The 22,531-nt window shown below is 64.5% G+C and carries 19 protein-coding genes and 1 riboswitch; of the genes, 9 read left to right on the top strand and 10 right to left on the bottom strand.

What is annotated here, in order from left to right; all coding sequences use genetic code 11:
• Positions 1-2: 2 nt before the first annotated feature.
• The gene (locus B5F90_RS04245) at positions 3-893 is read right to left on the bottom strand and encodes a hypothetical protein (protein ID WP_087361520.1); all 891 of its coding nucleotides are present in this window, start codon (positions 891-893) and stop codon (positions 3-5) included.
• 4 nt (positions 894-897) lie between these two features.
• Positions 898-1,932, bottom strand: a complete 1,035-nt coding sequence (locus B5F90_RS04240) for a DUF5074 domain-containing protein (protein WP_087361518.1) — start codon at positions 1,930-1,932, stop codon at positions 898-900.
• 116 nt (positions 1,933-2,048) lie between these two features.
• A riboswitch (cobalamin riboswitch) is annotated at positions 2,049-2,252 on the bottom strand.
• Positions 2,253-2,318: 66 nt separating this feature from the next.
• On the opposite strand from B5F90_RS04240, the gene B5F90_RS04235 reads away from it, so the two are divergent.
• Both B5F90_RS04235 and B5F90_RS04230 read left to right on the top strand, forming a co-directional pair.
• Entirely contained in the window at positions 2,319-2,768 is a 450-nt protein-coding gene (locus B5F90_RS04235) for a GNAT family N-acetyltransferase (RefSeq protein WP_087361516.1), read from the top strand.
• Positions 2,765-5,467, top strand: a complete 2,703-nt coding sequence (locus B5F90_RS04230; RefSeq protein ID WP_087361513.1) for an AsmA-like C-terminal region-containing protein — start codon at positions 2,765-2,767, stop codon at positions 5,465-5,467. Before B5F90_RS04235 ends, B5F90_RS04230 begins: the two co-directional genes overlap by 4 nt.
• Before the next feature lie 279 nt (positions 5,468-5,746).
• On the opposite strand, the gene B5F90_RS04225 is transcribed toward B5F90_RS04230, so the two are convergent.
• The 5 genes from B5F90_RS04225 to B5F90_RS04205 form a co-directional block, all read right to left on the bottom strand.
• Positions 5,747-6,034 (bottom strand): transcriptional regulator, encoded by a 288-nt coding sequence (locus tag B5F90_RS04225; RefSeq protein WP_087361511.1) that lies wholly within the window; start codon positions 6,032-6,034, stop codon positions 5,747-5,749.
• Positions 6,019-6,669 carry a hypothetical protein gene (locus tag B5F90_RS04220; RefSeq protein ID WP_087361509.1) on the bottom strand — a complete coding sequence of 217 codons (651 nt, stop codon included), beginning with the start codon at positions 6,667-6,669 and terminating at the stop codon, positions 6,019-6,021. The genes B5F90_RS04225 and B5F90_RS04220 overlap by 16 nt, the downstream gene beginning before the upstream one ends.
• A gap of 134 nt (positions 6,670-6,803) precedes the next feature.
• On the bottom strand, positions 6,804-7,454 hold the full coding sequence (locus tag B5F90_RS04215; RefSeq protein ID WP_087361507.1) for a hypothetical protein: 651 nt from the start codon (positions 7,452-7,454) through the stop codon (positions 6,804-6,806).
• A gap of 44 nt (positions 7,455-7,498) precedes the next feature.
• On the bottom strand, positions 7,499-7,918 hold the full coding sequence (locus B5F90_RS04210) for a DUF2141 domain-containing protein (protein ID WP_087361505.1): 420 nt from the start codon (positions 7,916-7,918) through the stop codon (positions 7,499-7,501).
• Between the two features lie 445 nt (positions 7,919-8,363).
• The gene (locus tag B5F90_RS04205) at positions 8,364-8,654 is read right to left on the bottom strand and encodes a GNAT family N-acetyltransferase (RefSeq protein WP_087361503.1); all 291 of its coding nucleotides are present in this window, start codon (positions 8,652-8,654) and stop codon (positions 8,364-8,366) included.
• 104 nt (positions 8,655-8,758) lie between these two features.
• On the opposite strand from B5F90_RS04205, the gene mutY reads away from it, so the two are divergent.
• A complete protein-coding gene (mutY, locus tag B5F90_RS04200) occupies positions 8,759-9,814 on the top strand; it encodes an A/G-specific adenine glycosylase (RefSeq protein WP_087361501.1) in 1,056 nt (351 codons plus the stop codon).
• On the opposite strand, the gene B5F90_RS04195 is transcribed toward mutY, so the two are convergent.
• The 3 genes from B5F90_RS04195 to B5F90_RS04185 form a co-directional block, all read right to left on the bottom strand.
• Complete coding sequence (locus tag B5F90_RS04195) at positions 9,790-10,755, bottom strand: calcium/sodium antiporter (protein ID WP_087361499.1); 966 nt, start codon at positions 10,753-10,755, stop codon at positions 9,790-9,792. The two genes, mutY and B5F90_RS04195, sit on opposite strands and share 25 nt — an antisense overlap.
• A gap of 42 nt (positions 10,756-10,797) precedes the next feature.
• Positions 10,798-11,598, bottom strand: coding sequence for a zinc transporter ZupT (zupT, locus tag B5F90_RS04190; RefSeq protein WP_087361497.1), 801 nt, complete (start codon positions 11,596-11,598; stop codon positions 10,798-10,800).
• A 256-nt stretch (positions 11,599-11,854) separates the two neighbouring features.
• Positions 11,855-12,721, bottom strand: coding sequence for an HAD-IIA family hydrolase (locus B5F90_RS04185; RefSeq protein WP_087361495.1), 867 nt, complete (start codon positions 12,719-12,721; stop codon positions 11,855-11,857).
• Positions 12,722-13,228: 507 nt separating this feature from the next.
• On the opposite strand from B5F90_RS04185, the gene B5F90_RS04180 reads away from it, so the two are divergent.
• From B5F90_RS04180 to B5F90_RS04155, 6 genes are all read left to right on the top strand, one after another.
• A complete protein-coding gene (locus B5F90_RS04180; RefSeq protein WP_087361493.1) occupies positions 13,229-14,602 on the top strand; it encodes an MFS transporter in 1,374 nt (457 codons plus the stop codon).
• Between the two features lie 152 nt (positions 14,603-14,754).
• Positions 14,755-15,534 carry a DeoR/GlpR family DNA-binding transcription regulator gene (locus tag B5F90_RS04175; protein ID WP_087361491.1) on the top strand — a complete coding sequence of 260 codons (780 nt, stop codon included), beginning with the start codon at positions 14,755-14,757 and terminating at the stop codon, positions 15,532-15,534.
• A gap of 229 nt (positions 15,535-15,763) precedes the next feature.
• On the top strand, positions 15,764-17,044 hold the full coding sequence (locus B5F90_RS04170; RefSeq protein ID WP_087361489.1) for a dihydroorotase: 1,281 nt from the start codon (positions 15,764-15,766) through the stop codon (positions 17,042-17,044).
• A gap of 327 nt (positions 17,045-17,371) precedes the next feature.
• A complete protein-coding gene (carA, locus tag B5F90_RS04165; RefSeq protein ID WP_087361487.1) occupies positions 17,372-18,463 on the top strand; it encodes a glutamine-hydrolyzing carbamoyl-phosphate synthase small subunit in 1,092 nt (363 codons plus the stop codon).
• Positions 18,456-21,638 carry a carbamoyl-phosphate synthase large subunit gene (carB, locus tag B5F90_RS04160; protein WP_087361485.1) on the top strand — a complete coding sequence of 1,061 codons (3,183 nt, stop codon included), beginning with the start codon at positions 18,456-18,458 and terminating at the stop codon, positions 21,636-21,638. The genes carA and carB overlap by 8 nt, the downstream gene beginning before the upstream one ends.
• A gap of 79 nt (positions 21,639-21,717) precedes the next feature.
• Positions 21,718-22,461 carry a dihydroorotate dehydrogenase electron transfer subunit gene (locus B5F90_RS04155; protein WP_087361483.1) on the top strand — a complete coding sequence of 248 codons (744 nt, stop codon included), beginning with the start codon at positions 21,718-21,720 and terminating at the stop codon, positions 22,459-22,461.
• Positions 22,462-22,531: the final 70 nt, after the last annotated feature.

Genomic DNA, 22,531 nt, shown 5'->3' with positions numbered 1-22,531 from the left:
GGTTATTCGGTGACTTCGCGGTAGCAGGCCACGCCGCAGACCTCGGTCGAGATTTCGCCGATGAGCGGCGCCGAGGCGTTGATGCCGCTCTGGACCTTCACGAAGTCAATCTGCGGCAGGTTGGCGGGCTCACCGTCGGCCGTCACGGCGTCGGAGATGTTGAGCGTGTTGTAGCCGCCGATGAGGTCCTGCGACGAGTAGTTGTCGGCATAGCCCCATGCGAAGGGGGCCGTGGTCCACGACTCGGTCCCCTCGACCTCCTTGCGGACGATGTTGTCGGGCAGCCGCACGCCGGTGAAGCTCAGTTCGTCGGTCTCAATCCATGCGGGGTAGTAGCTCTCCTGCGTGTGTTCGCCGATGCGGGCGATTTCGCCCGGCTTGCCCTCGTTGTCGCGCCAGGCGACGGGCTGGTTCGCCCCCGAGGGGCGGGTGTAGGTGATGGCGTAGCCGTGGGTGCTGCGGTCGTACTCGCTGCCGCGCAGCTCGTACCACGTGTCGTCGGGAAGTCCGTTGCCGTTCTCGTCGCGCATGACGTAGACCACGCCCGGCTCCGAGGAGTTGACGAAGGAGTTGCCGCGTACGAGCAGCTCGCCGCCGCCGTTCTGCGGCACGGGCTCGGCGAAGCCCACCACCAGATAGCCGCCCCAGCCGCCGAGCGAGACGTAGAGCCGGGAGGCGAAGCGCTGCATGGCGTAGGCGCAGGCCTTTTCGGGGGTGGTGACGTCGGTGTAGCCGCTCAGCGGCTCGTTGATGAACTGCCCCGGGGCGGGCGTATACTCGAAGACGGTGGCCGCCTGCTCGATGACGCGTTTGGTGGTGGTCGATTCGCCCGAGTTGCAGCCGGCGAGCAGCGCTGCGGCGCCGAGAAGGGTGATGATGCGGGTATGTTTCATGTCGTTATTGATTTTGCTCAGGTTGCCAGAAACAGAAACTGCTGGGGGTGATGCCCACGCGGAGCGTGTCGAGCGCGCGGCCCCGGGCCGTGAAGCGGTAGACGACGCCGTGCTGCACGTAGTCGATGGCGTCGGCCACGTAGACCTCCGAATTGCGCGGGTCGACCCCCAGACCGTAGTAGGTGGTCCCGGCGTAGGGGAGGAAGGGGGTCGCGGGGAGCGACTCATCCTTTACGGACATGCGCCAGACGTCGCGGTCGAGGTAGTAGAGCGTGTCGCGCCGGCCGTTGAGCACCAGCTCCGAGGGGTGGTCGCCGGAGGGGAAGAGGAAGCTCCGCTCGATGACGCGCGTGGCGGCGTCGATGCGGTAGAGCACGGCGGGAATCCCCTCGGTGCGTCCCTCGGTGACGGTCCAGATTTTGCCGTAGCGGTCGCAGACGAGCGACGTGGGCTGCGGCCCCACCTCGATGGAGTCGACCAGCCGTTCCGTGCGCAGGTCGACCACCAGCAGCTTGTTGTCGTACGACCAGCAGTTGACGAAGAGCTCGTCGCCCCACTGGGCCATCTGCTCGGTCGACTTGTGGCCGTTCATGGCGATGCGTCCGCGGATGCGGTTCGAGCGCGTGTCCACGACCGTGATGCGCGGGTCGTAGAGGTCGGTGATGTAGGCCGTCGTGTCGTTGGGGAAGTGGATGTAGCGGGGTGAGACGACCCCCTCGATGAGCCCCGTGACGGTGCAGCTTGCCGGGTCAATGACGTAGACCACGCCCGAGTTGTTGACCACCACGTAGCCGCGCCCCCGATGGAGGGCCATCGACTGCGCCACGTCGCCCAGCCGCATGCCGTTGGCGCGCGAGAAGACCTCGTTTTCGACCTCCTCCGCATCGGCGCGGTAGAACGAGAGCGAGGCGTTGTCGCTGCCGAAGTTGCCCTCGCAGGTGATGAACACACCCCCCTGCGAGAAGCCGAAGGGCTCTTCGTCGAGCGGACCGAAATCCATGCAGGCGGCCAGCGTGGCGGCGCATGCGGCCGGAAGCATGCGCCAGAGTGCGTGCAGCAGTCGTTTCATCCTCGTTCGTTTCGGCGGAGCGGGACGGCAGGCGCGGACGGGCGGAAATGCGCGGACGACGTCGGGCCCCATTCTCCGCGGGGCGCTTATCGATGGAGTGCACCGGCAGGTCTTCTGACTTGCCGCCGCTCCGATGCCTTCCCGCCCCGGTGCGGGGCAGTGGCTGAGGAGTATCGGAGCGTTTGCTGCGGCTTACAGCAGCGGGAACTGTTGCCGAATCGCACGGCATTCCCTTTTCATCCGCGCGCACCGAAGGTGCGCCCTGCGGAACCGATGCGCGACAAAAGTACGCTTTTTTTGGCAGATTGTCGTCCGAAAATCCTCCAAAAAAGTTATCTTTGTAAAAAATAGTGTCCATGGCTCTCGAAATTCGACGGATGACGACCCTCGACGCCGGGTTGGAGGAGGCGCTTGCGCGGCTGCTTCCGCAGCTCTCCGGCGGGCTTCGTGCGCCCTCGCGCGAGGTGCTCGGGCGGCTGCTTGCCCAGCCCTGCTCGGCGCTGCTGGCCGCCCTCGACGGGGAGCGTATCGTGGGGGTGCTGACCCTGGTGTGGTACGACGTCCCCTCGGGCCGCAAGGGATGGGTCGAGGATGTGGTGGTCGATGCCGGCGAGCGGGGCCGCGGTGTCGGACGCCTGCTGGTCGAAAAGGCCCTGGAGCTGGCCCGGAGCGAAGGGGTGCAGCACCTCATGCTCACCTCCAACCCCGCGCGCCGTGCGGCCCATGCACTCTATCGCACATGTGGATTCGAAGAGGTGGGGAGCACCCTGTTCCGCTTCGACATGAATAAGAAGGTTGACCTATGAAAAAGTTTCTGAAAATTGCGGTGACGGTCATTGCCGTCCTGCTGGTGGTCGTGCTGACGGCCCCCATCTTCCTGCGCGGCAAGATTGCCGAACTGGTCCGTACCGAGGCCAACGCGATGCTCGTCCCGCGGCTCGACTTCGAGCGGCTGGGCATCAGCCTGCTGCGCCACTTCCCCAACGCCTCGCTCGAGCTGAAGGGGGTGACGCTCGTGGGTGTGGCCCCCTTCGAGGGGGATACCATCGCCTCCGTAGGGCGCCTCTCGGTGGTGGTCGACCCCTGGTCGCTGCTCGGTGACGGGGGGCTGGAGGTGCGCAAGCTGCTCATCGCGAAGCCCGACCTGAGGGCCCGCAAGCTCGCCGACGGCAGCGTGAACTGGCTGCTGATGAAACCCTCGGAGGAGGAGCCCGAGGCGGAGGCTGCCGCGGAGGAGGAGAGCACCGACACGGGCTCTGCCTTCAGCCTCTCGGTGCGCGACTTCCGCATCACCGACGCGGCACTCTCCTACGTCGACGATTCGACGCACACCTCGTTCCGCACGCTGCTCCCGCTGCTGCGCCTGCGCGGCGACTTCTCGGCGGCGCAGAGCACGCTCGATTTGCGGATGCGCACCGAGAAGACGACCTTCTCGTCGGGTGTGGTGACGCTGCTGAGCAATGCCGAAATCGAGCTGAATGCCGATGTGGCGGCCGACCTTGAGAAGAACCGCTTCGAGCTGAAGGAGAACAAGCTGCGGCTCAACGCCATCGAGGCGACGCTCGACGGCTGGGCCGAGCTGGGTGACGATGCCGTGGCGATGGACCTCAGTCTGGGCTGCGAGCGCGTCGAGTTCAAGGATGTGCTGTCGCTCATCCCGGCCTTCTATACGCGCAACTACCGCGGCCTCTCGGCTTCGGGCGAGCTGACGCTCTCGCTCTGGGCCAAAGGTGAGCTGCGCGGCGCCGAGCTGCCGGCCTTCGGCCTTGAGCTGGGCGTGCGCAACGGCGGTTTCCAGTATGCTTCGCTTCCCAAGGCGGTCTCCGACATCAACATCCAGGCGAGCGTGACCAACCCCGGCGGGGTGATGGACCGCACGGTGGTCGACATCCCGACGTTCGGCCTGCGGATGGGGGACAACTCGCTCGCAGCCACCTTCCACGGCACGACGCTCGTCAGCGACCCCGACCTGCGTGCCTCGCTCGAGGGCAAGCTCGACCTTGCGGACATCGGCGAGGTCTACCCGCTCGAGGACGGCATGTCGCTCAAGGGCTTCATCCAGGCCGACCTGAGCGCCGCCGGACGGATGTCCGATGTCGAGAACCGCCGCTACGACCGGGTTTCGGCCTCGGGCAACTTCGTGGTCGAGAACGTCGACGCACAGCTGCCCGGCCTTCCCGCCATCGGCCTGCGCCGCGCCGCGGCCGGCATCTCGCCCCAGGCCATGACGCTCGGCGAGCTGAGCCTGACCATCGGCGGCAGCGACCTTGCGGCCAACGGCCAGCTGACCGACTACATCGACTATCTGCTGCGCGGTGCGACGCTTTCGGGACGGCTCTACGTCAATTCGAAGCTGCTCGACCTCAATGAAATCCTCGCCTCGCTCTCCTCGACGGAAACGGCCGGGGGCGACGCGGCCGAAGAGCCCGCCGCGGAGGAGACTCCGGCCGAGGGCGACGTGGCTGCTCAGGCGGTCGAGATTCCGCGCAACCTCAACCTCTCGCTGCGTACCGAGGTGGGCAAGCTCCTCTACGAAAAGATGGTCATTGAGCAGCTCTCGGGCGAGGTGCGCGTGGCCAACGGCACCCTTTCGCTCGACGGACTGCGCATGAAGGCTTTCGACGGCTCGCTGACCGCATCGGGCAGCTATTCGACGGCCGACGCCGCCCATCCGGCGCTCACCTTCAACCTCGGCTTCACCGACGCCTCCTACGCCCGGACCTTCGAGCAGCTGGAGATGGTGCAGCGCATCGTGCCGCTCTTCGAGAAGGCCGGCGGTGTCTACTCCATGTCGCTCGACATGAAGATGAACCTCGACCAGGCGATGGAGCCCGACCTAATGTCGCTCGATGCCCAGGGCGAGCTGCGCTCGGCCGACATCCACATCGAGCAGCTCAAGGCCTTCGAGGTGCTGGCCAAGACGCTCGGCAACGACGCGCTGAGCTCCATCCGCGCCAAGGATGTCGTCATTCCCTTCTCGATTCGCCAGGGGCGGCTCACCACCAAGCCCTTCGACCTGAAGATGGGTGACGTCTCGCTCAACCTCTCGGGCTCGACGGGGCTCGACCAGAGCATCGACTATACGGCCCAGGTGGCCCTGCCCGCTTCGGCTACGGGCGGCGTCCTCTCGAAGGTCAACGTCGGCATCGGCGGAACCTTCACCGACCCGAAGATTACCATCGGGGTGAAGGAGGCGGTCGAGGAGGCGGCCCGCAACCTCATCGACGAGCAGGTGCAGAAACTCACCGGCAACGAATCGCTCTCGGAGGCGGTCCAGGAGCAGGCAGCCAAGCTGCGCGAGGAGGCGCGCAAGGCGGGTGAGAAGCTCATTGCGGCTGCCGAGGAGCAGCGCACGAAGCTGGTCGACGCGGCGAAGAACCCCATTGCGAAGCTGGCGGCCGAGAAGGCCGGCGACAAGCTGGTCGACGAGGCGCGCAAGCAGGCCGACAAGCTGACGGCCGAGGCCGAGGCGCAGATTGAGAAACTCGCCTCGAAGGCCCAGTAGCCGTTCCTGCCGGTTGAAATGTAAAGAGACCGCCGCGGAGTCCGAAACTCTGCGGCGGCCTTTTTTTGTGCTCATTTGCTGCCTCGGGCCGGCGTTGTGCCGCTACAGTTCGGCAACTTTGCGTTCCGACTGCGGCTGCCGGCTGCCGGCTCCCGACTCCTCTCCGAAAAAAACAGCCTCCCGTAGCGGCGGGAGGCGGGTTGTGGCGGAGCGTTGCAGCGAAAGCGGAGCGCCCGGCCCGGTTGCGCGGGCCTTTCGGCTGTGCGGATGCTTGGGTGCCTATCGGGGGCGGATGTAGCTCTGGAGCGCCTCGACGTACTGCGCGAAGGCATCGCGGCCGGCGTCGGTGATGCGGCAGAGGGTGCGGGGCTTGCGGCCCTGGAAGCCCTTCTCGATTTCGATGTATCCGGCCCTGGCCAGCTTGTCGAGCTGCACGGAGAGGTTGCCGGCCGTCGCCCCCGTCTCGTTGCGCAGGAAGACGAAGTCGGCACTCTCGACACCGATGAGTATCGACATCACGGCGAGCCGCAACTCGGAGTGCAGCAGGGGATTCAGCTCCTTGAACATGGTTTGCGTGCGATATGTCGGAGGATGAAGCCGGGCAGCATGACGAGCAGCGTGCACCAGAGCGCCAGTTGCAGCAGCCATTCGCCCGATATGAGGTCGAACGGTGTGCGGAAGGTGAAGGTGAATGTCGCGATGAAGCCGGCCATTCCCAGACCGACCAGTGCGGCGAACGACCCCGACTGGTTGCTTCCCTTGCCGCGGAAGAATTCGGAGGTGACCATCAGTGCGCCCGAGAAGAGCAGCTGGACGATGCCCGCGGGGTTGACGGTGTTCTCGGGAGTGATGACGGCATAGGCGACCGAGGCGAGTGCCGTCATCGCCGGGAAGCCCCAGACGAGCAGCAGCAGGTCGTCGAATCCCGTGCGGACGATGCCCTTGCGGCGGTTTCGCCCGACGGTGAAGAGGTAGCATGCGGTGAAGGGAATGATGGCGCTCCAGAGCACCTGCGGCGTGCCCGTCCAGCGGAGCAGGGCATATTCGGCCAGGGCGGTCAGCGCTGCGAGCGCTCCCCACGCGATGAAGAGCTCGCCGCTTACGAAGTTCATGCGGCGCATGTTGCGGTCGAAGACGCGGGCGATGAGTTCGAACGCTTCCTGTTCGGAAAGAGTATTGGTCTCCGGTTTTTCGGATTTCATGGTGCGTTCCGTTTCTGCAAAGGTACGAAATAGTTTTTATTTTGACGTGCCGGGCTGCGGCTGAGGCGGTTGGCGCGGCAGGTCCGGCTGCGGCTTGTTGCGGCACGTTCGTCTGCGGCGGTGCGCGGCTGCGGCTATTTTTCTTCGGCCGCCTCGCGTCGGTTCCGGCAGCCGATGATGTGGCCCGGGATGACCATCATCACCACGAAGATGGCTGCGAAAATCAGAATCTCGTTGTGGAGCATCGTGCTGTCCATCTCCTGCGAGCCGGCGAGCCTTGCGAGCATGAAGTCCCAAAGGGCGAGTACGGCGGTTCCCGCCATGCCGAGCAGGCCGGCCGTCGTGTAGACCTTTGAGCGGACGATGAAGCCCGTTGCGGTGGTCCCAATCGACATGACCAGCGCGATGAGCGCATAGATGCTCGGGCGGTATTGCAGGCCGTGGCACAGTGCGAGGATGAAAATCGGAATGAGCGAGAGTGAGCAGGCGAGCCACAGGGCGTTGACGATGCGGTCGATTTCCGTGCGGGGCTCCGTGCTCCTCCGTGCGGGGAAGAGACGCATGAGCAGTACGCCCAGCGGGGGAATCAGGAACCAAGTGAGGCTCCAGTTCGGGTCGGCCCCGGTGATGCGGAGCGCGTAGTTGAGCAGCGAGATGGCGACGGTCGTATAGCCCCAGACCAGGAACGGGCGTTCGGAGTTGCGTTCGAGGCGCCGGCGCGTGTTGCGAATCATGCGGGTGATGAGTTCGAGGCTCTCCCGGGCATCCAGTTGTTTCTCTTCCATGGTTCAGACTTTTTTATGATTGGTGTTTGGAATGAAGGGTCGGTCTATTTTGTGGCGGGCTCCCCGGCGGGCACCTGCTCCGGAGTCTCCTTGGGGTTTTTCCGGCCGAATTCGTAGCGGAGCTCCACGCGGACGCTGTCGCCGAGCTCCTCCCGGCGGATGGTGCGGGTGCAGCACCCCTCGGCCGGCATCCCGTCTGCGTTCCGGTCGAGCGTGTAGTTGCCGTTCTCGTCCAGGAAGGCGTAGAGCGTGGCTGAGTCGGCGCTGATGGCCTCCGGAACAATGGTTGCCTTGCCAGCGGCGGGCTGTTCGATGCCCATCTGGCTCTTTCCGTTCGCCTCGCGGAGCATCCAGAGAACCTTTCCCCGGTCGGTGCGGAGGTTCGCGATTGTGATTCCGGGGTTTGCACCCAGAACGGTCGCCGTGCAGAGCAGCGCGGCCATGCAGGTTACACTCTTTTTCATCGTTTGCAATTTTAGGCGGTTGGTGTTTTTTCGGGTCCCGGTCGCGTTTGGCTGCCTTTTCCCGGCAGGTCGGCGGCCCGGTTCTTCCCGTTCTCTGATGCAAATATAAATTAGTTTATAACATAAACCAAATTTTCGACGCAAAATTTTTCGGTTGGTGAAAACCTCCGACTATGTCACGAGGGCGAAGAAGAGGCCTGCGGCCGGGGTGCGGAAAGCGTCGGGGAAGGTTTGCCGGAAAACCGCACAGTCGCCCGACGCCGCCCACAGGGCCGCAGGCAGCCGCCCGCGTGACGGGTCGGAGCGGCTTTTGCTACTTTTCGGCGGCGAAAAGCTGAAGAAAACAGATGAAATAGCCGCTGCTTCCGGCAAGCTGAACCGTTGCGCCGGAAAAAGGTGCCGCTGCCGCCGACTTACCCCGCATGACGGGCGAATGGACGTCGCGTTACGACCGCCCGGCCACCAGTTGGCGCCACTCGGGATGGCGCTCGATGTAGCGGGCAATGTAGCTGCACTCGGGAACTATCCGCAGCCCCTGCGCGCGAATCTCCGCGAGCACAGCCTCCGTCAGCTCTGCGGCAATGCCCTGCCCCTCGAAGCGGGACGGCACCCCCGTGTGCAGCAGGTGCAGCGTGTCACCCCTGCGCAGGTAGTCGATGACGGCCTGCTTCCCGTCGCCCAGGTCGAACGAGAAGCGTTGCCGGGCCGGGTCGTGTCGAAGCGTATATCGTTTCATGGTGTGGTGTTTGTTGGTTCGTGAATCTTGCACCCCCCCCAAAAATAGTTCCGAAAAGTGGAAAAATCCCTATCTTTATCCGCCGAAAGAAGCCTTTTCCCGAAGTGAACGACTTTTCCGATATCCTCTGTACGTGGTACGCCCGTTTCGGACGCGACCTGCCGTGGCGCCATACGCGCGACCCCTACCGCATCTGGCTCTCGGAGGTGATTCTCCAGCAGACCCGCGTCGAGCAGGGGCGGGAGTACTACCTGCGCTTCGTCGGACGCTTTCCCGACGTGGGGGCCCTGGCTGCCGCTTCGGAGGAGGAGGTGCTGAAGCTCTGGCAGGGGCTGGGCTACTACAGCCGTGCCCGCAACCTCCATCGCGCCGCCCGGCTGATTGCCGAACAATATGGCGGCCGCTTCCCCGAACGCTACGACGAGGTCCGCGCGCTGCCCGGCGTGGGGGAGTATACGGCGGCGGCCATCTGCTCGTTTGCCTCGGATGCGCCCCTTGCCGTGCTCGACGGCAATGTCTTCCGCGTTCTGGCGCGCCTCTTCGACCTCGACCTTCCGATTGACACCACGCAGGGGCGCCGCCGCTTTGCCGAGCTGGCTGCCTCGCTGCTGCCGCCCGGGCGTGCGGCGCTTCATAATCAGGCCATCATGGACTTCGGGGCGTTGCAGTGCACCCCTCAGCAGCCCCGCTGCGGGGAGTGCCCCCTTGCGGAACACTGCCTGGCGCTGGCGGCCGGTACGGTTGCCATGCGGCCCGTCAAGCAGGGGCGCACGAAGGTGCGCGACCGCTGGTTTGCCTACGTGGTGGTGCTCTGCGGCGACGAGCTGCTCCTGCACCGCCGCGACGGGCGGGATATCTGGCGCGGCCTGTACGAGTTTCCCCTCGTGGAGCGCGACCGTCCGCTCGATGCGGCGGAGCTGCCCGCGCAGGAGGAGTTCGCGCAGCTGACGGGCGCCGCCGCCTGCATGTGGCTCTCCTCGGTGGCGATGCCTCCCCACCGCCTCTCGCACCAGCTGCTTCACGCCACGTTCCACCGGCTGCGCGTGGAGCGCCTTCCCGAGCGGCTGCCCGACGGGGTGGTGCGCGTGCGTGCGGAGCGGTTCGACGACTACGCCGTGCCGCGCCTCATCGAGCGCTACCTGACGAGGTATCCGATATAGAGTGCGTAAATCACCAGGAAGATGGCGCCCTCCCAGCGGTCGACGGCCTTGCGGCGGAAGGTGAAGGCCGTGACGAAGAGCAGCACCGAGCTCAGCAGCACGGTCAGCAGGTCGATGCGCGTGATGCCGCCCAGCGTCAGCGGGTGAATCGTCGCGCTGAGGCCCAGAATCAGCAAAATGTTGGCAATGTTCGAGCCGATGACGTTGCCCAGCGCCATTTCGGATTTTCCCTTGAGCAGCGAGACCACCGACGAGGCCAGCTCGGGCAGCGACGTGCCACCCGCCACGAGCGTGATGGCTATCACCGACTCGCTGACGCCCAGCGCGCGTGCTATGGCCGTGGCGCTGTCGAGAAAGAGCTCGCCGCCGAAGATCAGTCCGGCAAGACCTCCCGCAATCATCACCACGATGAGCCACAGCGACCTGCTCCGCTGTGGCTTTTCCGTCTGCGTCGTCTGCGTTGCCTGAGCGGCCGTGCGGCGCTCGGCGCGGATGGTGTAGCGGATGAGGGCGATGTAGAGCAGCAGCATGACGATGCCGTCGATGCGGCCGATGGCATCCACCTCGCCCAGCCCCAGCAGACGGTCCGAGGTGAGCAGCAACAGCAGCACCGAGACGGCGGTCAGGAAGGGCAGGTCGCGGCGGATGTTGCCCCCCGTGAGGGGCAGCGACGCGATGAGGGCGCAGACGCCCAGAATGAGGAAGACGTTGAAGATGTTCGACCCGACGATATTGCCGATGGCCACGTCGCTGTTGCCCGCGGCGGCCGAGAGCACCGAGACCACCAGCTCGGGGGTCGAGGTGCCCACCGCTACGATGGTCAGTCCGACGATGAACTCCGGGACGCGGAAGCGCTGGGCGAGGGCGGCCGAGCCGTCGGTCAGGAAGTTGGCGCCGCCCAGGATGAGCGCCAGTCCGAGAATGAGCAGAAAGATATCCATGTTGAGAAAAGGGGTTTTTCAGGGGTTGTGCGCCGCGCCGGCTCAGCCCAGCATGAGCAGGCTGACGGCCATCACCGCCATGCCGGTCACCACGCCGTAGATGGAGATGTGCGCCTCGCCGTATTCGCGGGCTGCCGGCAGCAGCTCGTCAATCGAGATGAAGACCATGATGCCGGCCACGCCCGCGAGGATGCACCCCATGAGCGTTGTCGACATGAAGGGCATGAGCACCAGCCAGGCCAGCAGCGCTCCGACGGGCTCGGCCACGCCCGAGAGGAGCGACAGGCGGAAGGCCTTCACGCGGTCGCCCGTGGCGTAGTAGACGGGAATCGAGACGGCGATGCCCTCCGGGATGTTGTGGATGGCGATGGCTACGGCGATGGCCGCGCCGAGCGTCGCGTTGTCGACGGCCGTGGTGAAGGTGGCGATGCCCTCGGGGAAGTTGTGGATGGCGATGGCGAGGGCCGTCATCACCCCCATGCGCATGAGCTTCGGGTTGCGGGGCTGCTCCTCCATCTCCTCGACGCGGTGCGCCTCGTGGGGGTTCTCCACCGAGGGGACCAGGCGGTCGATGATGCCGATGAGCAGGATGCCGGCGAAGAAGCAGAGGACGGTCATCGCAGTTCCGGGCCGCTGGCCCCACTCCGCCGTCAGCGCGAGCTGCGACTGCTGGAAGAGCTCGACGAAGGAGACGTAAATCATCACGCCGCCCGAGAGCCCGAGCGAGAAGGAGAGCAGCCGCTTGTTGGTCCGGCGCGTAAAGAAGGCGATGGCGCTGCCGATGCCGGTCGCCAGACCGGCGCCGAGGGTCATCAGCAGCGGGTAGAGTATGTTGGAATCCATGGTTGTGTCGTGTTTTTCTTTCAAGGGGCAAAGATAGTGCATTTTTGCTCCCCGAACGAATCGCAGCGCCTCGCAAGAGTTCGGTATTATCTATGGTGTGATAGGTCGGGCCTATGATAGACGCTGCCCGGGTGTTGAGGCTGGGAACCGGGGCCGGGCGCGGGTGCTGGCGGCAGAGGCTCCGCAATGGATAAAACGAACGGTCCGCACCGCAGTGCGGACCGTAGTCGTTTTTCCAGGGGTGATGCCGGCAGAGCTACGAGCGGTGCGCCTCGCGCAGCAGGCGGCCCAGCGTTCCGATGTTGTCGGCCGTCAGGTGGGGCTGCGGGTCGGCATGGTCGGCCACCTCGAGCGTCGTCTCGCCCGAGAGCACCAGTACGCCCATCGCTCCGGCGTTGTGGGCCATCTGCACGTCGGTGTAGATGCGGTCGCCGACCATCGCTATCTGGTCGGGCTGCAGTCCGTGGCGGGCGAGGATGCCCGAGAGCATGTTGGGGTCGGGCTTGCCCAGCGTGATGTCGGGACGGCGTCCGGTGGCGTGCTCCAGGCAGGCGCAAATCGAGCCGCAGTCGACCAGTACGGTCCGCTGGTCGGTCGGGCAGACGCGGTCGGGGTTGGTGGCGATGTAGGGGAGCCCCTGCGTAATCCACCACGCCGCACGGCAGAGCCGCTCGTAGCGGAGCGTCATGTCGAAGGCGACGACGACGGCGTCGGGCCGGTCGTCGGGCGAGTCGGCCGTCGGGATGAACCCCGCGGCCTCGAACTCGGCGACCATCGAGGGTGTGCCCAGCAGAAAGAGACGGCGGGCGGCGGGGTGGTGTTCGTGCAGGTAGTCGATGGTGGCCAGCGTGGTGGTGTACATCTCCTCGCGCGTGGCGTGGATGCCGAGCGACTCCAACTTGCGCAGGTAGTCGTCAATCGACTTCGAGGGATTGTTGGTCAGGAACGAGTAGCCGATGCCCAGCTCGCGGAGTTCGGCCAGGAAGGGCTGCGTCCAGTCGAAGAGCGACATGCCCATGTAGATGGTTCCGTCCATGTCGAGCGCCACGTGACGGATGCGGCGCAGAAGCTCCATCAACTCGTCGTGGGTGTAGACGGAGCGGTATTCGTGAAATTCCTTCATCGTTGTTGAGGTGTGTTTGTTCGTTGTTGCGAGGCCTTGCCGCCGTCGGGCGGTGCGGCGCTCCGGTGTTAGCTGCGCAGCTCCGGCGGGGCGGGGCGTCGGAGCCCGGCTCTCCGGTCCTGCGGCCTGCGGGGAAGTCGTCCGGTTTCGAAATGTTTCATTTCCGCATACCGTGCCGAAGGCCCGTACTCCCGGGAGGAGGAGCCCGGACGACCTCGGGCCGCACCATGGCCGCACTCCGCAGCCCGCCGCCTCATTGCGCTGCATGCGGTCGGGGCGGGAGGGGCAAAAGCTCCCCAAAGATAGGTGATAATTTGCCTTTTTGCAACTTTTTCGGAAGGTTTGCCCCGCATCGGACCACTCTGCCGGCGGGACAACGGGGGTGCGGCTGTGGGCCGTGCGGCCGATTTTCGGGGCATCCGGAGATATTTTTGAAGGGTTTGCTTCGCGATTCGAAGCGAAATTCTTATCTTTGTTCACCGAAATCGAAAAAACTTTCATTCCGAAATGACACCCGAACAGAAAAAGCGCTTCAAGTACTGGCAGACGCGCACCATCATCGCCACGATGGTGGGCTACGCGCTCTTCTACTTCGTGCGCAAGAACTTCTCGCTTGCGATGCCCGGTCTGGAGGCCGACCTCGGCATCTCCAAGACGAGTCTGGGCATCTTCCTGACGCTCAACGGAGTGGTCTATGGCCTCTCGCGCTTCGTCAACGGCGTGCTGGCCGACCGCATGAACGCCCGCTGGTACATGTCCATCGGTCTGGCGCTCTGCGCCCTCTCGAACTTCGCCTTCGGATTCGGCGAAGATGTCTCCTACTGGCTTACGGGCGAACACGACGGCACGCAGTTCACCAACACGATGATACTCTTCATGGGCATCATGTGGGTGGTCAACGGCATGCTGCAGGGGACGGGCTTCCCGCCCTGCGCGCGGCTGCTGACCCACTGGGTGCCCCCCACCGAGCTGGCCACGAAGATGTCGTGGTGGAACACCTCGCACTCGATTGGCGCCGGACTGGTGGTGATTCTCTGCGGCTACATCATGGGCAACATGGGCGTCGGAGCCTCCCATACGGGGGCCTGGCGCTGGTGCTTCTGGCTTCCGGCCGGCATCTCTTTCGCGGGAGCCATCGCGCTGGCCATCTTCCTGCGCGACACCCCCTCGTCGGTGGGCCTTCCCGAGCTGGAGGGGACCGAGACGAAGGACAAGAAGGATGCCGCAGCCACCAAGGGGCCCGAATACCGCGCCTTCCTGCGCAAGCATGTCTTCGGCAACCCGCTGATTTGGATTCTGGGCATCGCCAACTTCTTCGTCTACGTCGTCCGCTTCTCGGTGCTCGACTGGGGCCCCTCGCTGCTGAGCCAGTCGAAGGGGGTCAGCATGGAGCATGCCGGATGGCTGGTGGCGATGTTCGAGATTGCCGGCATCGCCGGCATGGTCTTCGCGGGGTGGGCCACCGACCGCTGGCTCAAGGGGCGCGCCCACCGTACGTGCGTCTTCTGCATGGCGGGTGCGGCGCTCTTCGTCTTCCTCTTCTGGAGGCTCCCCGCCGACGCCCCCGTATGGCTGCTCTTCGCCACGCTGTGCGCCGCCGGCTTCTGCATCTACGGCCCGCAGGCGCTCATTGGCATTGCGGCGGCCAACCAGGCCACCAAGCATGCCGCCGCCACGGCCAACGGCCTGACGGGGCTGTTCGGCTACGCCAGCACGCTCGTCTCGGGTGTCGGCCTGGGCTACCTGGCCCAGCACTACGGCTGGGATTTGGCCTACGTGGGGATTCTGGCCATGGCGCTCGTCGGCATGGCGGTATTCCTGCTGATGTGGCGCGCGCGCGCCGACGGCTATGACGAGCCGCAGGCCGGGCAGTCGAACTGATGCGCCCGAAGACCGCACTTTGCATATAGCATATAAGGCGTCCCGATGGAGTGCCTGAGTGCCCGAATCTGTGCAGATTCGGGCATTTTTTTGATTATTTCGATTAATTTGTTATATTTGTTTATAAAAATAAACGAATCAGACCGGCATTTATGTTAAGTATTGCGGAACGACACAAGTACATTCTCGACAATTTGAACAAATACGGATTTGTCCGCATCACCGACGTGGCCAATCAGCTGGGAGTGACGAAGGTGACGATTCGTAAGGATGTCAAGATTCTTGAGAGCAAGGGGCTGCTCTACAAGGTGCACGGCAGCGCCCGTCCGACCAATCCCCACGTGGCCGACACCGACGTGCACCTCAAGGATACGATGAACCCCGAGGCCAAGCGCCGCATCGCCGCGCGTGCTGTCGAGCTGGTCGAGCCCGTCGACTCGATTATCCTCTCGTCGGGGTCGACCGTCTTCGCGCTGGGCGAGGAGATTCGCCGCCGCACGTGGCAGAACCTCAACATCGTGACCCCCTTCCTGCGGCTGGGCGTGCTGCTCAACGATTCGGAGCAGGTCCATGTGGTCCAGCTGGGGGGCAGCATCCACAAAACATCGCTCTCGGTGTTGGGCGAGGAGGCGTCGCGCGGACTCGACGACTGCATCTGCTCGAAGCTCTTCTTCGGGGCCGACGGCATCGACCTCGAATACGGCATCACCACCTCGACCATCGACGAGGCGAAGCTCGTGCGCAAGATGATGAAGTCCTGCTCGCGGAGCATCCTGGTGGTCGACTCGTCGAAATTCGGGCAGCGGGGCTTCGGCCGCATCTGCTCGCTGGAGGATGTCGACGTGATTGTGACCGACGCCCGGCTTCCGGAGCAGACCGTCGCGCTCATCGAGGAGGCGGGCATCGACCTGATTGTCGTCGACGGGGAGTAGCCCCGCTTTCGACAAAAAAATGACGAAAACTTTTGCACTCCCCGCGAAAAGCCCTATCTTTGCAGTTGATTTGTAACAACCCGTAACGCATGAACTGGACTCCGAACATATTCGCGGCACACGCTGTCTGGCTGCAAAAGGAGCATTCGGGGTTCCATTCTCTTCCGTTTTCGGGCGTTTTGTTTTATTTAGGGTAACTGTTTCGGTTGCCCTATTTTTTTACACTCCGATGAGAACTCTGTACCGCAATGCCTCGATTTTCGACGGCGAACGCTTCGTGACGGGCAACCTGGTCGTCGACGGGGAGCGCATCGCCGGCATCGGCCCCGACTGCGACCCGGCGGGCTGCGACGCCGTGGTCGACCTCGGCGGACGGCACCTGCTGCCCGGACTGGTCGACGTGCATGTCCACCTGCGCGAGCCCGGATTCCCGCAGAAGGAGACCATGGCCACCGGTACGGCGGCTGCGGCCCACGGCGGCTATACGACCGTCTGCGCCATGCCCAACCTCAATCCGGCGCCCGACTCGCCCGAAACGCTCGGCGTCGAGCTCGACATCATCCGCCGCGATGCGCGGGTGAAGGTGCTGCCCTACGGCTGCATCACGATGGGGCAGCGCGGAGCCGGCGAGCTGGTTGACTTCGCGGCGCTGGCCCCCTACGTCGTCGGCTTTTCGGACGACGGCCGCGGCGTGCAGTCGGAGGCGCTCATGGAGGAGGCGATGCGTCGTGCGGCGGCGGTTCACAAGCCGATTGTCGCCCACTGCGAGGTGGACGAGCTGCTGCGCGGCGGATACATCCACGACGGCGACTACTGCCATGAGCATGGCCATCGGGGCATCTCGTCCGAGAGCGAGTGGCGGCAGGTCGAGCGCGACATCGCGCTGGCCGAGCGCACGGGGTGCCAGTACCACGTCTGCCACGTCTCGACGCGCGAGAGCGTCGAGCTGGTGCGCCGCGCACGGGCTCGCGGTCTTGCCGTGAGCTGCGAGACGGCGCCCCACTACCTGCTGCTCTGCGACGAGGATTTGCACGAGGAGGGACGCTTCAAGATGAATCCGCCCCTGCGCAGCCGCGCCGACCGCGATGCGCTGCGCGAAGGGGTGCTCGACGGCACCATCGAGGTCATCGCGACGGACCATGCCCCCCATACGGCCGAGGAGAAGGCGCGCGGGCTGGCCGGCAGCGCGATGGGCGTCGTCGGACTCGAATGCGCCTTCCCGCTGCTCTATACCTATCTGGTCAAGCCGGGTGTGCTGACGCTCGAGCGTCTGGTGGCGCTCATGTCGCTCAACCCGCGGCGGATTTTCCGCCTCGGCGGCGGCCTTCAGGCGGGGGCTCCGGCCGACTTTACGGTTATCGACCTGGGCGCCTCGTACGACATCGACCCCGGGCACTTCCTCTCGAAGGGGCATGCAACCCCCTTCGCCGGCTGGCGGGTCGAGGGGCGTACGATGCTTACGGTGGTCGATGGGCGCGAAGCCTACCGCGACCCCTCCTTCACGAAGTGACCCGCCCGGGGCCGGGGCTGCACGGGGACCACACCGGGAGCCGGCCAAGGCTGCACGGGGACCGCACTGGAATTACACCTGGGTCGCACGGGGACTACATCGGGGTCGCACCGGGATACTCCGGAGACGACGGCGCGGCAGTGAGACGACGGAGGCGGCAGTGATACGGCTGCGACGGCCGTGCGGCGGCTGCGACGCGGCGGCAAGGTGAAACGGCGAGGCGGTGGAACAGCGAGGCGGCGCGGTGCGATGCGCCGGGAGGCTGCGAATAACGACAAACGACAAAAACAAATATAAAGGCTGCGAGAGGCCAGAACGAAAATTCCTATGAAACCCTTTACCAAGAAAATTGTGCTGGAGAACGGACGCGAGTTCTATGGCTACGGTTTCGGTGCCGACAGGGAGGCCATCAACGAGATTGTCTTCAATACCTCGATGGTGGGCTACCAGGAGATTCTCTCCGACCCGTCCTACACCGACCAGATGGTGGTGATGACCTACCCGCTCATCGGCAACTACGGCACGGCCGAGGAGGACTACGAGACGAAGTTCCCCACCATCGGCGGCATGATTGTCCGCGAGTACAACGACATCCCCTCGAACTTCCGCTACACGAAGACGCTCAACGAGGTCTTCGAGGAGTATGACATCCCCGCCATCTCGGGCATCGACACGCGTACGCTCACCCGCATCATCCGCGACGAGGGCAGCCAGAAGGTCATCATCACCGATGCCTCGACCCCCCGCGAGGAGGCGCTCGAGCGGCTGCGCGCCTACGCCCTGCCGCACGACATGGTGGCCCGCGTGAGCTGCCGCAAGCGCTGGTTCTCGCGTACGCCCAACCACCGCTACGACGTGGTGGCCATCGACTGCGGCATCAAGTACAACATCATCCGCAAGCTCAACGAGAAGGGGTGTAACGTGACGGTGGTGCCCTACGATGCGACGGTCGAGGAGATTCTGGCCTTCCGTCCCGACGGCATCTTCCTCTCGAACGGCCCCGGCGACCCGGCCGACGTGACGCCCGTTATCGAGAAGGTGCGCGCGCTCAAGGGCCGTCTGCCCATCTTCGGCATCTGCATGGGACACCAGATGGTGGCCCTGGCCTACGGCGCCCGGACCTTCAAGATGAAGTTCGGCCACCGCGGCGGCAACCATCCGGTCAAGTGCCTCGCAACGGGCAAAATCGAAATCACGAGCCAGAACCACAGCTACGCCGTGGACATCGACTCGCTGAAGGGTACGCCGCTGCGGCTGACCCACATCAATCTGCTGGACAATACGGCCGAGGGCATCGAGTGCCCCGAAGAGATGGTCTTCTCGGTACAGTACCACCCCGAAAGCGCGCCGGGTCCGCAGGACAGCGCCTATTTGTTCGACAAGTTCATTAAAATGATGGAGGAGCACAAAAATGCCTAAGAGAACGGATATCAAGAAGGTAATGGTGATTGGCTCGGGCCCGATTGTCATCGGTCAGGCCGCGGAGTTCGACTATGCGGGTACGCAGGCGTGCCTCGCGCTCAAGGAAGAGGGCTACGAGGTGGTGCTGGCCAACTCCAACCCCGCCACGATTATGACCGACACGCACATCGCCGACAAGGTCTACATGGAGCCGCTGACGCTCGAGTACGTGGCCAAGATTATCCGCTACGAGCGTCCCGATGCGATTGTCCCGGGTCTGGGCGGTCAGACGGGCCTCAACCTGGCGGTGCAGCTGGCCAAGAAGGGCATCCTCGAGGAGTGCCAGGTCGAGATTCTGGGCACCTCGTTCGAATCCATCGAGCGGGCCGAGGACCGCGAGCTCTTCAAGGAGCTCTGCCAGTCGCTGGGCGAGCCGGTGCTCCCCTCGGAGATTGCCAACACCATCGAGGAGGGCGTCGAGGTGGCTGCCCGCATCGGCTATCCCGTGGTGCTGCGTCCCGCCTTCACGCTCGGCGGTACGGGCGGCGGCTTTGCCGACAACGAGCAGGAGCTGCGCGACATGATGCGCAATGCGCTCTTCCTCTCGCCGGTGCACCAGGTGCTCATCGAGAAGAGCATCAAGGGTTACAAGGAGATTGAGTACGAGGTGATGCGCGACTCGAACGATACGGCCATCGCCGTCTGCAACATGGAGAACATCGACCCGGTGGGCATCCATACGGGCGACTCGATTGTGGTGGCGCCGAGCCAGACGCTCACCAACCGCGAGTACCAGATGCTGCGCGACTCGGCGCTGAAAATCATCCGCGCGCTGAAAATCGAGGGCGGCTGCAACGTGCAGTTCGCACTTGACCCCCTCTCGTTCAAGTACTACCTCATTGAGGTCAACCCCCGCGTGTCGCGTTCGTCGGCCCTCGCCTCGAAGGCTTCGGGCTATCCGATTGCCCGCGTGAGCGCCAAGATTGCCGTGGGTCTGACCCTCGACGAGATTCAGCTGGCCAACACCCCGGCCAGCTTCGAGCCGACGCTCGACTACGTGGTGACCAAAATCGCCCGCTTCCCCTTCGACAAGTTCTCCGACGCCTCGAACAAGCTCGGCACCCAGATGAAGGCCACGGGCGAGGTGATGTCGGTGGGCCGTACGGTCGAGGAGTCGCTGCTCAAGGCGGTCCGCTCGCTCGAGACGGGCGTCTGCCACATCTACCACAAGAAGTTCGACTCGTGGACGAGCGACCGGCTGCTGGAGTATATCAAGGACGGTACGGACGACCGCCTCTACGCCATCGCCCAGCTCATCCGCAACGGCATCGACCTGGTGCTGATTTACAACAATACGAAAATCGACATGTTCTTCCTCGAGAAGTTCAAGAACATCGTCGAGTTCGAGCGCGTCGTGGCGGCCCATCCGAAGGACATCGAGACGCTGCGCGACGCCAAGCGCATGGGCTTCAGCGACAAGTACATCGGCCAGCTGTGGGGCCTCTCGGAGCACGACATGTACCGCCTGCGCGAGCAGCACGGCATCTTCCCCGTCTACAAGATGATTGACACGTGCGCCAGTGAGTTCTCCTCCTACGTGCCCTACTTCTACTCGACCTATGAGGACGAGAACGAGTCGGTAGTGAGCGACCGCGAGAAGATTGTCGTGCTGGGTTCGGGCCCCATCCGCATCGGCCAGGGCGTCGAGTTCGACTACTCGACCGTGCATGCCATCTGGTCGATTCGTGAGGCGGGCTACGAGGCCATCATCATCAACAACAACCCCGAGACCGTCTCGACCGACTATACGACCAGCGACAAGCTCTACTTCGAGCCGCTGACGGTCGAGGATGTGATGAACGTGCTCCATCTGGAGCACCCCAAGGCGATTGTCGTCTCGCTGGGCGGCCAGACGGCCATCAACCTTGCCGAGCCGCTTGCCGAGCTGGGCGTGCCCATCATCGGCACCGACTGCGACGCCATCCGCAACGCCGAGGACCGCGGCTGCTTCGAGAAAATCATGGAGGAGTTGGGCATTCCCCAGCCCGAGGCCGAGGCGGTGACCGACATCGAGGCGGGCGTACGCGCCGCGGCACGCATCGGCTACCCGGTGCTCGTGCGTCCGAGCTACGTGCTGGGCGGCCGCGCCATGCAGATTGTCTCGAACGAGGAGCGTCTGCGCCACTACCTGCAGACGGCCGTCGAGGTGAACGAGGATTCGCCCGTGCTGGTCGACCGCTACATCATGGGCCGCGAGCTGGAGGTCGACGCCATCTGCGACGGCAAGGATGTCTTCATCCCCGGCATCATGGAGCATGTCGAGCGGACGGGTATCCACTCGGGCGACTCCATCAGCGTCTATCCGACCTTCAGCGTCGGGAAGCGGGCCAAGGAGAAGATTATCGACTACACGGTGCGTCTGGGTCTGCGCATCGGCATCGTGGGTCTCTACAACATCCAGTTCATCCTCGACGGCGAGGAGGATGTCTACGTCATCGAGGTCAACCCGCGCTCGTCGCGCACGGTGCCCTTCCTCTCGAAGTCCACGGGCGTGCAGATGGCCCACATCGCCACGCAGGTGATTCTTGGCAAGACGCTGCGCGAGCTGGGCATCACGGAGGTCTACGGCCGTGAGAAGGAGCGCTGGTACGTCAAGGCTCCGGCCTTCTCGTTCGCCAAAATCCGCGGCATGGACTCCTATCTCTCGCCCGAGATGAAGTCGACGGGCGAGGCCATCGGCTACGACGACAAGCTCACGCGGGCGCTCTACAAGGCGCTGCAGGCTACGGGCATGAACGTCTGCAACTACGGGACGATTTTCGTCACCATCGCCGACGCCGACAAGGAGAAGGCGCTGCCGCTCATCCGCCGCTTCTACGACCTGGGCTTCAACATAGAGGCGACGACCGGCACGGCGGCCTACCTGCGCAGCCACGGCATCCGCACGCGGACGCGCCGCAAGCTGAGCGAGGGGAGCACCGAGATTATCGATGCGCTGCGCCAGGGCCATGTAAGCTACGTAATCAACACGATTGACATCAACCAGCACAATACGCGTCTGGACGGCTACGAGATTCGCCGCACGGCCGTCGAGAACAACGTCACGGTCTTCACGGCGCTCGAAACGGTCAAGGTGCTGCTCGACGTGCTCGAGGAGATAACCTTCGGCGTCTCGACCATCGACGCGAAGTAGTCCGCGGCGGTGACTCCGGGGGCGGGCCTGCTCCCGGGGCGCATGCCGCACGGCGCGGAGCCAAGACAACAGAGAGAAGATGTACAAGAAAGGCATATACGAGATTCTGCGGAACGAACCGCTCACCGACGCCGTATGGCGGATGGTGCTCGGGGGCGATACGGAGTGGATTACGCGCCCGGGGCAGTTCGTCAACATCGCCCTCGAGGGGCACTACCTGCGGCGTCCGATTTCGGTCTGCGACTGGGACGGGCGTACGCTGACGCTGATTTACAAGGTGGTGGGCGACGGTACGGCCCGGATGAGCCGCATGCAGCCGGGCCAGAGGCTCGACCTGCTGACGGGGCTCGGCAACGGCTTCTCGACGCGCAACGAGGCGAGCCGTCCGCTGCTCGTGGGCGGCGGCGTGGGGGTTCCCCCGCTCTATGCGCTGGCGCGCGAGTTGCGCGGCCGCGGGCTTCCGGTCGAGGTGGTGCTGGGCTTCAACACCGCGCGGGAGCTCTTCTATGCCGATGAGTTCCGGGCGCTGGGCTGCAACGTCCACATCGCTACGGCGGACGGCTCGCTGGGGGTGAAGGGCTTCGTCACGACGGCCATCGCGGCCGAGGTGCCCGCCTTCGACTACTTCTACGCCTGCGGCCCGCTGCCCATGCTGCGGGCGCTCTGCGAGGCTACCCCCGGCGTCTCGGGCCAGCTTTCGTTTGAGGAGCGGATGGGCTGCGGCTTCGGCGGATGCATGGGGTGCAGCTGCAAGACCCTCACGGGCAACAAGCGCATCTGCAAGGAGGGCCCCGTGCTGCTCAAAGAGGAGATTCTCTGGTAGCGCCTCCCTCCGGATACATAGAGTGAATACCACGAAGCGGCGGATGCGTCGGCATTCCGGGCTTCGAAAC

Source organism: Alistipes sp. An31A (assembly GCF_002159425.1).
Lineage (GTDB): Bacteria > Bacteroidota > Bacteroidia > Bacteroidales > Rikenellaceae > Alistipes > Alistipes excrementigallinarum.
The sequence above is the reverse complement of the archived record's forward strand: the minus strand, read 5'-3'. Positions and strand labels throughout refer to the sequence as shown.

Bases quoted from the DNA above. Each gene is read 5' to 3' on its own strand.
- B5F90_RS04245 (WP_087361520.1), bottom strand. From the start codon at position 893: ATGAAACATACCCGCATCATCACCCTTCTCGGCGCCGCAGCGCTGCTC.
- B5F90_RS04240 (WP_087361518.1), bottom strand. From the start codon at position 1,932: ATGCTTCCGGCCGCATGCGCCGCCACGCTGGCCGCCTGCATGGATTTC.
- B5F90_RS04235 (WP_087361516.1), top strand. From the start codon at position 2,319: ATGGCTCTCGAAATTCGACGGATGACGACCCTCGACGCCGGGTTGGAG.
- B5F90_RS04230 (WP_087361513.1), top strand. From the start codon at position 2,765: ATGAAAAAGTTTCTGAAAATTGCGGTGACGGTCATTGCCGTCCTGCTG.
- B5F90_RS04225 (WP_087361511.1), bottom strand. From the start codon at position 6,034: ATGTTCAAGGAGCTGAATCCCCTGCTGCACTCCGAGTTGCGGCTCGCC.
- B5F90_RS04220 (WP_087361509.1), bottom strand. From the start codon at position 6,669: ATGAAATCCGAAAAACCGGAGACCAATACTCTTTCCGAACAGGAAGCG.
- B5F90_RS04215 (WP_087361507.1), bottom strand. From the start codon at position 7,454: ATGGAAGAGAAACAACTGGATGCCCGGGAGAGCCTCGAACTCATCACC.
- B5F90_RS04210 (WP_087361505.1), bottom strand. From the start codon at position 7,918: ATGAAAAAGAGTGTAACCTGCATGGCCGCGCTGCTCTGCACGGCGACC.
- B5F90_RS04205 (WP_087361503.1), bottom strand. From the start codon at position 8,654: ATGAAACGATATACGCTTCGACACGACCCGGCCCGGCAACGCTTCTCG.
- B5F90_RS04195 (WP_087361499.1), bottom strand. From the start codon at position 10,755: ATGGATATCTTTCTGCTCATTCTCGGACTGGCGCTCATCCTGGGCGGC.
- zupT (WP_087361497.1), bottom strand. From the start codon at position 11,598: ATGGATTCCAACATACTCTACCCGCTGCTGATGACCCTCGGCGCCGGT.
- B5F90_RS04185 (WP_087361495.1), bottom strand. From the start codon at position 12,721: ATGAAGGAATTTCACGAATACCGCTCCGTCTACACCCACGACGAGTTG.
- B5F90_RS04180 (WP_087361493.1), top strand. From the start codon at position 13,229: ATGACACCCGAACAGAAAAAGCGCTTCAAGTACTGGCAGACGCGCACC.
- B5F90_RS04175 (WP_087361491.1), top strand. From the start codon at position 14,755: ATGTTAAGTATTGCGGAACGACACAAGTACATTCTCGACAATTTGAAC.
- B5F90_RS04170 (WP_087361489.1), top strand. From the start codon at position 15,764: ATGAGAACTCTGTACCGCAATGCCTCGATTTTCGACGGCGAACGCTTC.
- carA (WP_087361487.1), top strand. From the start codon at position 17,372: ATGAAACCCTTTACCAAGAAAATTGTGCTGGAGAACGGACGCGAGTTC.
- carB (WP_087361485.1), top strand. From the start codon at position 18,456: ATGCCTAAGAGAACGGATATCAAGAAGGTAATGGTGATTGGCTCGGGC.
- B5F90_RS04155 (WP_087361483.1), top strand. From the start codon at position 21,718: ATGTACAAGAAAGGCATATACGAGATTCTGCGGAACGAACCGCTCACC.